The organism is Paenibacillus glacialis (genome assembly GCF_001637205.1).
Lineage (GTDB): Bacteria > Bacillota > Bacilli > Paenibacillales > Paenibacillaceae > Paenibacillus_AQ > Paenibacillus_AQ glacialis.
Genome location: NZ_LVJH01000007.1, coordinates 230,164 through 238,127, shown reverse-complemented (window position 1 = coordinate 238,127; position 7,964 = coordinate 230,164). Strand labels below are relative to the sequence as shown.

The 7,964-nt window shown below is 40.1% G+C and carries 8 protein-coding genes; 1 reads left to right on the top strand and 7 read right to left on the bottom strand.

The features are described from left to right. Nucleotides 1-16: 16 nt before the first annotated feature. Complete coding sequence (locus PGLA_RS06580) at nt 17-820, top strand: AAC(3) family N-acetyltransferase (RefSeq protein ID WP_068530543.1); 804 nt, start codon at nt 17-19, stop codon at nt 818-820. Between the two features lie 85 nt (nt 821-905). On the opposite strand, the gene PGLA_RS06575 is transcribed toward PGLA_RS06580, so the two are convergent. The 7 genes from PGLA_RS06575 to PGLA_RS06545 form a co-directional block, all read right to left on the bottom strand. After that, complete coding sequence (locus PGLA_RS06575; protein ID WP_068530540.1) at nt 906-1,607, bottom strand: DnaD domain-containing protein; 702 nt, start codon at nt 1,605-1,607, stop codon at nt 906-908. A gap of 17 nt (nt 1,608-1,624) precedes the next feature. Then, on the bottom strand, nt 1,625-2,920 hold the full coding sequence (asnS, locus tag PGLA_RS06570) for an asparagine--tRNA ligase (protein WP_068530538.1): 1,296 nt from the start codon (nt 2,918-2,920) through the stop codon (nt 1,625-1,627). 58 nt (nt 2,921-2,978) lie between these two features. Next, nucleotides 2,979-4,184, bottom strand: a complete 1,206-nt coding sequence (locus PGLA_RS06565; RefSeq protein WP_068530534.1) for an acetate/propionate family kinase — start codon at nt 4,182-4,184, stop codon at nt 2,979-2,981. Next, entirely contained in the window at nt 4,181-5,053 is an 873-nt protein-coding gene (locus tag PGLA_RS06560) for a 3-hydroxyacyl-CoA dehydrogenase family protein (RefSeq protein ID WP_068530530.1), read from the bottom strand. Before PGLA_RS06560 ends, PGLA_RS06565 begins: the two co-directional genes overlap by 4 nt. Before the next feature lie 136 nt (nt 5,054-5,189). After that, nucleotides 5,190-6,692, bottom strand: a complete 1,503-nt coding sequence (locus tag PGLA_RS06555) for an AAA family ATPase (RefSeq protein WP_068530527.1) — start codon at nt 6,690-6,692, stop codon at nt 5,190-5,192. Continuing rightward, a complete protein-coding gene (locus PGLA_RS06550; RefSeq protein ID WP_068530524.1) occupies nt 6,685-7,215 on the bottom strand; it encodes a hypothetical protein in 531 nt (176 codons plus the stop codon). Before PGLA_RS06550 ends, PGLA_RS06555 begins: the two co-directional genes overlap by 8 nt. Before the next feature lie 222 nt (nt 7,216-7,437). Continuing rightward, nucleotides 7,438-7,950: a cell wall elongation regulator TseB-like domain-containing protein gene (locus PGLA_RS06545; RefSeq protein WP_068530521.1), complete on the bottom strand. Its 513-nt coding sequence runs from the start codon at nt 7,948-7,950 to the stop codon at nt 7,438-7,440. Nucleotides 7,951-7,964 lie beyond the last annotated feature (14 nt).

The following is a 7,964-nucleotide window of genomic DNA, read 5'->3' as shown; positions in this document are numbered from 1 at the left end:
ATATGGAGGTTAAACAATGTCAGAACTACATGAAGCAAGAGTCATCTTAACCAAAGAGGATTTAATCAAACAATTTATTACATGTGGATTAGCAAAAGGGCAGACGATATTTGTACATACATCATTTAAAAGTCTGGGATTTGTTGTAGGTGGTGCCGAAACGTTGATCAGGGCCCTTCTTGAAATCGTAGGCGAAGAAGGAACATTAATGATGCCTACTCAGACATGGAAGAATCTCGATCCATCCACTGGCGTACATTGGGAGGAACCCGTAGAATGGTGGCCTATCATTCGTGAACATTGGCCCGCTTATGATAAAGAGATTACACCTACCAATAGTATGGGGATCGTCGCTGAAATGTTTAGAAAATGGCCGGGAGCATACCGATCTGATCACCCGGCAAGGTCGATAGCTGCGGTAGGTAAACATGCAGAATATATAACATCTGAACATGATTTAAGTAATATTTTCGGTAACAACTCTCCTGTGGATAAATTGTATACCTTAGATGGATACGTCCTCTTGATAGGTGTCGGTTATGATAAGAACACATCACTCCATTTGGCGGAGACAAGAGCGAACATTGCTACAAAAAGATTTACAAATGAAAGCAGCGCAATACTGGTAGACGGAAAGCGACAGTGGGTGACTTATACTACCCAAGCAGTCGATGATGAAGATTTCATTAGGTTAGGCAACGAGTATGAAACAGTAAACAATTACAAGATTCATAGAGTAGGATATGCTGATGTTCGATTTATGAAACAAAGACCATTAGTCGATTGGACTGTTACATGGATGGAGAAGAACAGAGTGTAATCCAAATAGATACAAAAAAGATGAGAACCGCAAAAGCTGTTTAGCTTTTTATCGGTTCTCATCTTAATATTCTCAATCCATCTTATTAATTTCTACCGTTACTACGGAACTTCTGCGTGTACGCCTTTGCATCATTTACATTCTTGACGCGATTGCGGCTCCATTCCAGTAAAATACGGTCGATATAACGGAAATGGACCTTTCCAGCAAATACAGCTTCTTTCAAAGCCATTAGAATGAGTTCGTCTTGGTATTGGTCTTGATCTAGCCAACCCGATATCGTCTCACATTCCATCGGTGACAGCGGACGTCCAAATTCCTTCTCAAAAATGGTAAACATATTACGTTCAGCCTCAGGTTCACCTGCATCTGATATGGTGTTTTCACGTTGAATAGTAGCTAATTTAGCCTTATTCTTAGCATCATTCGCCATACATATACTTAGTTTGTCAAATAATCCTGAGACGTTATAACGTTCGTATTGAATACCACTTTCTTCATCGTACTCTTCATCAATACTGAGAAATCCATCCTTCATAAGCTTCTGTAAAGTGAGAGATATGGATGCTGTTGTTCCTCCTGCAAGTTCCTGCATATCTTCTAACGTTGGGAACTCTTTATGCTCTACCTGCTTGAAAGATATCAGATGCATTAACAATAACAACTCATTGTCACTCAGCTTCAATCTGTGGTAGTAACGAAACAAAGCATACGGTATGACAGCTACTCCCGCTCCCATTCCCGATGAAGCTCCATCTGCCCATATTCTCCAACTAGCATTATCCATAAGCTTCACCTCTTAACTTAAGGATAAAGACGATACAACGTGCGTGGGAATGCAATCGTCTCACGTACATGATCAAGTCCACAAATCCATGCCACAGTACGCTCTAGACCGAGACCGAATCCTGAATGCGGCACTGAACCATATTTACGTAAATCCATATACCACTGGTATGTCTCTAATGACAAGTTGTGTTCTTTGAATCGTTCTTCTAGTAATGCTTGGTCATCAATACGTTGAGACCCTCCGATAATCTCACCATATCCTTCTGGTGCGATCATATCAGCGCATAGCACAACTTCTGGCCGAGTTGGATCTGGCTTCATATAGAACGATTTGATACCTGCTGGGTAGTGAGTGATAAATACAGGTTTGTCATAACTCTCAGCAATCGCTGTCTCATGAGGTGCACCGAAATCATCACCCCAAGGAATCTCGAAGCCTTGTCCATGTAGAAATTCAATCGCATCATCGTAAGTTATACGTGGGAATGGTGCTTGAATTTGTTCCAACTTCGAAATATCACGACCTACTGCTTCCAGTTCAGCACGACAATTCTTAAGAACTGATTGTACAACATAACTGATAAAGTTCTCTTGTACACGTAAACTTTCTTCATGATCTGTAAAAGCCATCTCTGGCTCAATCATCCAGAATTCAATCAAGTGACGACGTGTTTTGGATTTCTCAGCACGGAAAGTCGGTCCGAAGGAATATACTTTACCTAATGCCATCGCTGCAGCTTCCATGTATAACTGGCCACTTTGTGTTAAGTAAGCATCTTCATCGAAATATTTCGTGTGGAACAGATTCGTTGTTCCTTCCGCAGATGTCGGAGTAAGGATCGGTGGATCAACCAATGTAAATCCATTATTATCAAAAAATGCACGAACCGAACGAATGATTTCAGCACGGATCACAAGAATCGCACGTTGTTTGTTAGAACGTAGCCATAAGTGACGATGATCCATTAAGAAATCTACACCATGCTCCTTCGGAGTAATGGGATAGTTCTCAGTGATATGAATCACTTCAATACCTGTAACCGTCATTTCATAACCTGAAGCGCTACGTGGTTCTTCACGAATGATACCTGTTACATACAGTGAGCTTTCTTGCGTCAGACTCTTAGCCGCGTCCCATACTTCTTCTGATACCTCACTCTTTACGACAACACCTTGAATATATCCACTACCATCACGTAATTGTAAGAATTGAATTTTCCCGCTTGAGCGTTTGTTGTTGATCCAGCTTCCAATGGTCACTGTTTCCCCAACATGCTGAAACACATCACGAATCACACTTTTCTTGGACATGCCTTAATCTCTCCCTTATTCACTGACCTTCTAGATAATGTATTCATAATAAATACAATTATTTCAAATCATTAACAATGCGGTACGTATCACGTGCAATGACCAATTCTTCATTGGTTGGAACGACCAATACTTTCACTTTAGAATCACTTGTTGAGATCAACCGTGGTTCACCGGAACGAATAGCATTAAGAGCATCATCAATTTCCACGCCAAGATAAGTTAAATTCTCACATACTTTTTCACGAACAACAACGGAATTCTCGCCCACTCCAGCTGTAAATACAATCACATCGACACCATTCATAGCTGCAGCATAAGAACCAATGTATTTACGCAAACGATATTCGTACATTTCAAAAGCGAGTGTACAATTCGTATCGCCATTCGCCATGCCATCTGTAATTTCTCGCATATCACTGCTGATTCCGGATATTGCTAGAAGTCCGCTATGCTTATTAAGCATAGAGTTCACTTCATTCACAGTCAATTCTTCCTTGTTCATGACGAACGGTACGATCGCTGGATCAAGGTCTCCACTACGAGTTCCCATCATCAAACCTTCTAGAGGAGTCATGCCCATAGAAGTATCAATTGATTTGCCTCCTTGAACGGCAGTTAAGCTTCCCCCGTTCCCGATATGACAAGTTATAATCTTCAGATCTTCAATAGCTATGCCAAGAAACTCCGCTGCGACCTGGCTAACATATTCATGCGAAGTACCATGGAAGCCGTAACGGCGTACTTTGTATTTATTATACAGAACTTTCGGGATCGCATATAAATAAGCCTTCTCAGGCATTGCTTGATGAAAGGCGGTATCAAAAACAACAACTTGAGGAACACCTGGCATATTATTTTCTGTTGCTGTAATCCCCATCATTGCTGCTGGATTGTGAAGTGGTGCTAAGTCGAACAAACGACGTATTTCTGACTTAGCTTGACCGTCAACAATAGCAGATGTCTTAAACGACTCTCCTCCATGGACAACACGATGACCTACAGCTTCAATCTCATCCACCGATTTGATAACACCATGCTCAGGATCTGTTAGCAATGAAAGTACTTTTCGAATGGCAGTATTATGTTCCAAAATCTCATTGACTTGAGTTACTTCCTGACCACCAGTAGGTTTATGAGTCAGTATCGAAGAATCCATCCCAATTCTTTCTACAAGACCTTTAGCCAATACGGATTCGTCTCTCATATCGTACAATTGATATTTCAAAGAAGAACTTCCTGAATTAATAACTAGAATATTCATACACGGTCACCATCCTTGTCGTACTTGAAGAATCCCTCACCTGTTTTAACGCCTAGATGCCCTGCACGAACCATCTTCTTAAGTATAGTAGACGGACGATATTTCAATTCACCAAATTCACGGAACATTCTTTCAAGAGCTGCAAGTACGGAATCAAGCCCGAAGCGATCAGCCATTTCTAGAGGACCATTCTGAAATTGGTAACCAATACGCATTGCATCATCGATATCCTCAGCAGAAGCAACGCCTTCTTGAAGAAGATGAAGTGCCTCATTAATTAATAAGCAGATTAGTCGAGAAGAGACAAAACCAGGTGATTCATAGATCATAATTCCCTTTTTACTTACCACTTCTTCAACAAAACGTTTCGTTTCTAAGAATGTAATATCTGATGTCTTCAAACCACGAATGATTTCAACTAAATCCACTTTTCCAACGGGATGAATAAAATGCATGCCAATGACACGTTCAGGATACATCGTAGAGCTTGCGAGTTCCGTCAAACTAAGTGTCGATGTATTACTAGCAAGAATAATATTATTAGGACACACTTGATCCAATTGTGAGAATATTTGTTTTTTTGCTTCAATATCTTCAGAGATCGTCTCAATAACCATGTCACAGCTACCCAGCTCCGCGAAATGAACCACTTTTTGGATTCTGCTTAGGATAAGCTTTTTCTCCGCTTGGGTGATTCCCCATTTCTCAAGCTGTTTGTCGAGACTTGTTTCAATCATATTATAAGAATAATTTAATTTCTCAGCAGATTTCTCTACCAATAATACTTCAATGCCCTTTGCAGCAAGCATTTCAGCGATTCCTTGTCCCATCGTACCACCACCGATGACACCAATCTTTTTAAATAACATACGGTATGCAACTCCCTCTCTATGTCTGATATTCGGTATTGTACCCTTTTTGTCGAAAAATACGATAATTTCGCTCCAACATACTATAATATCTTAGCATGGAACAAAAGTAAAAAAAAATAACCAGCATCATATTTTATGCTGGTAAAAGTGAAGTTTCACGAAATAGACATCGAAATTGCTCTCCTGATAGATTTTCCTCTGTAAGTAGGATCTCCAGTGAATGATCAAAGACATTTCGATGTTGCTCAAGTATGTTTCGAGTACGTGTCATTAATTGTTCTAAAATGACGTTATTCTCTTTCATTAACAGTTCTGTCGTCACCATTTCTATCTTAATAATACCCAAGGACGTTAATCCTGACTTCATCATCGTTTGTACAATATTTAGTGCTTGTTCAAAGTCATTACTAGATCCCGTGCTTCGTCCATCATAGTAAATTTCTTCCGAAGCAGCCCCACCAAGCGCAATCATAATCTGTTCTTCTAGAAATGCCTTCGTATACAGATATTGTTCATCTTGTGGATTGTGTCGAACATACCCTAGAGCTTGACCTCGGGGCGTAAGTGCCACTTGACTAACACTTCCAGGACGAACAATTTCCGCCATGATCGCATGTCCTAATTCGTGTATGGCCACTCTCTTTTTCTCTTCATGGGTAGACTCTCGATCTGTCTTTTCACCCATCATAACTTTATCTATTGCCATCGACATATGCCGCTGTTCAATTTCAACCTTGTTCTCTCTCATCATATAAATAGCAGCCTCGTTCATCACACTCTCAAGTTGTGCTCCAGAGAAACCATAGGACTCTTCCGCAATTTTATCCATGTTAGCGTCTTTATGAATGGGTTTATTCTTCGCATGAATATCTAGAATATGCTTGCGCCCTTTCTTCTCAGGAAGGTCCACTTGAATGTGTCGATCGAACCGCCCTGGACGGAGAAGGGCACTATCCAACATCTCCTTACGATTCGTTGCAGCAATGAGCAGTATTCGTGGACTTTCCGAATTATATATACCATCCATTTCGGTTAATAACTGATTTAAGGTTTGGTCATACTCTCGCTGTTGCCCACCTTCACGTTTTCCTCCGATGACATCAATCTCATCTATAAAAATAATTGCGCTTTGCTTGTTCTCTTTCTGCGCTCTCGTGCGTGCATCTCGGAATAAGTCACGAATTCTTCCCGCACCAACACCCACATACATTTCAACAAATTCACTGCCTGATGCTGCTACAAACACAGAGTCCGTATAATGGCTAGCTGCTTTTGCAAGCAATGTCTTTCCTGTTCCCGGAGGGCCTGTCAGTAATATACCTTTCAATGGGCGAATCCCATATTTCTGAATTTCTTCATGTCGAATGAGAAAATTGAGTGCTTCCATCAATTCCTCCTTGGGATGCTCTTGGCCTCCAATTTCATCAAAGGTCAGCTTACTAGGACCTTTCTTCTTACGTTTACGATCAGTTGATGTACCTACCGCAATCCCACCACGCATTTTAGTAAACGTCAGAAGACCAGCCACTAACCCTCCCACAAAGAGAACTGGAATAATATTCACACCTATAAAAGCAAGAAAGATAAGCAATATCGGCACAAAACCAATCAATATTTCTTTCAATAACTTAGGCATTTTTCCACACCCCCAGCACGTTTGGATCACGTGGTAGAATGATAAATTTACTTGCCTCTCCATCCGTTAGACTAATATACACATTCTTATCGTCCATTTCAGTTGTCACTTTCACAGTCGAATCTTGTTCCATTTCTTTCAATTTATCTACAATTTGTGTATAGCGCTTATTCTCCATAGCCTCCGCTACAGGAAACATCGCTTTATCCCAGAATTCATTTATGTTAGCTGTTGGGTGTTCCTTCACATCTAACTTCAATGTACGCTTCCCAACGATAGACTTTCCTTCAGTCGTGATTTGTTGAACCAATCCGGGTAATCGGGTACCTGGTTCAATATCAAGTTTCACAACAACCTCGTTGCGGGTAATATTCAATTGTGCAGTATTAACTCCTTCATATTCTGTCACTATTTTTTCGAGTGGATTCTGAACCTTCACTTGCTTATATACAAACCATCCGCCAAACAAAAGCGAACCAGTGATGATTACCGTTAATGCAATGGGCAAGATACGAAATTTCATATAACAATCCCCTTTCGTGAGTTGATAGATAATAATATACATACTTAGTACACGAAAAAGTATATCATACTCTCTATACTATTTTTTTGAAAATATATGGATATATGAAAAAACGTATGTAAAACACAAATAAAACCGACTCTCCATACTTAATAGGATGAGTCAGTCGGTTTAAATTAAGAACGATCAAGTCCTTTTACATGACTTGATCGCCCATTATAGTTATCGATTTGGCAAAGTATACTGTTCGCCCAGTTGTCTTCCATCGCTAAATTTATAGAAACGGTAATAATAATGATTTTGGTCTCTATAAAAAAGTTGCCACACATCATTCCCATTGAACATACCCAGTTGCAAACGAATCTCTTTTATGTTTGGGAGTTCATTTTGAACTTTAGCCTTCATCTGACTCTCTGACAATCCATTCTGTAATAATTCACTGTGAATGGCTCCCGATGTTTCATCCACTTTATAATCTTTCGTGAACGGAACCCAGACCAGAAGACTCTGATCATTCTTATCTTTGCCTTCAATCACCCAAACCACTTTATCCCAGACCGATTTCTCAGTTCGAGTCACTTTTATTAAATCACTATGTTGTTTCGCTGCAATAATTGCCATTTCTTCTTGGCTCCACTGATCTTGCATAGTGTATATGTAGTAGCGATAGAGTCCGAATACTATGACGACGAAGATTGCAATTCCTAGTAATATAAAATTCTTCTTGTTCTTCAACCTGAACTTCCTTT

Bases quoted from the DNA above. Each gene is read 5' to 3' on its own strand.
- PGLA_RS06580 (WP_068530543.1), top strand. From the start codon at position 17: ATGTCAGAACTACATGAAGCAAGAGTCATCTTAACCAAAGAGGATTTA.
- PGLA_RS06575 (WP_068530540.1), bottom strand. From the start codon at position 1,607: ATGGATAATGCTAGTTGGAGAATATGGGCAGATGGAGCTTCATCGGGA.
- asnS (WP_068530538.1), bottom strand. From the start codon at position 2,920: ATGTCCAAGAAAAGTGTGATTCGTGATGTGTTTCAGCATGTTGGGGAA.
- PGLA_RS06565 (WP_068530534.1), bottom strand. From the start codon at position 4,184: ATGAATATTCTAGTTATTAATTCAGGAAGTTCTTCTTTGAAATATCAA.
- PGLA_RS06550 (WP_068530524.1), bottom strand. From the start codon at position 7,215: ATGAAATTTCGTATCTTGCCCATTGCATTAACGGTAATCATCACTGGT.
- PGLA_RS06560 (WP_068530530.1), bottom strand. From the start codon at position 5,053: ATGTTATTTAAAAAGATTGGTGTCATCGGTGGTGGTACGATGGGACAA.
- PGLA_RS06555 (WP_068530527.1), bottom strand. From the start codon at position 6,692: ATGCCTAAGTTATTGAAAGAAATATTGATTGGTTTTGTGCCGATATTG.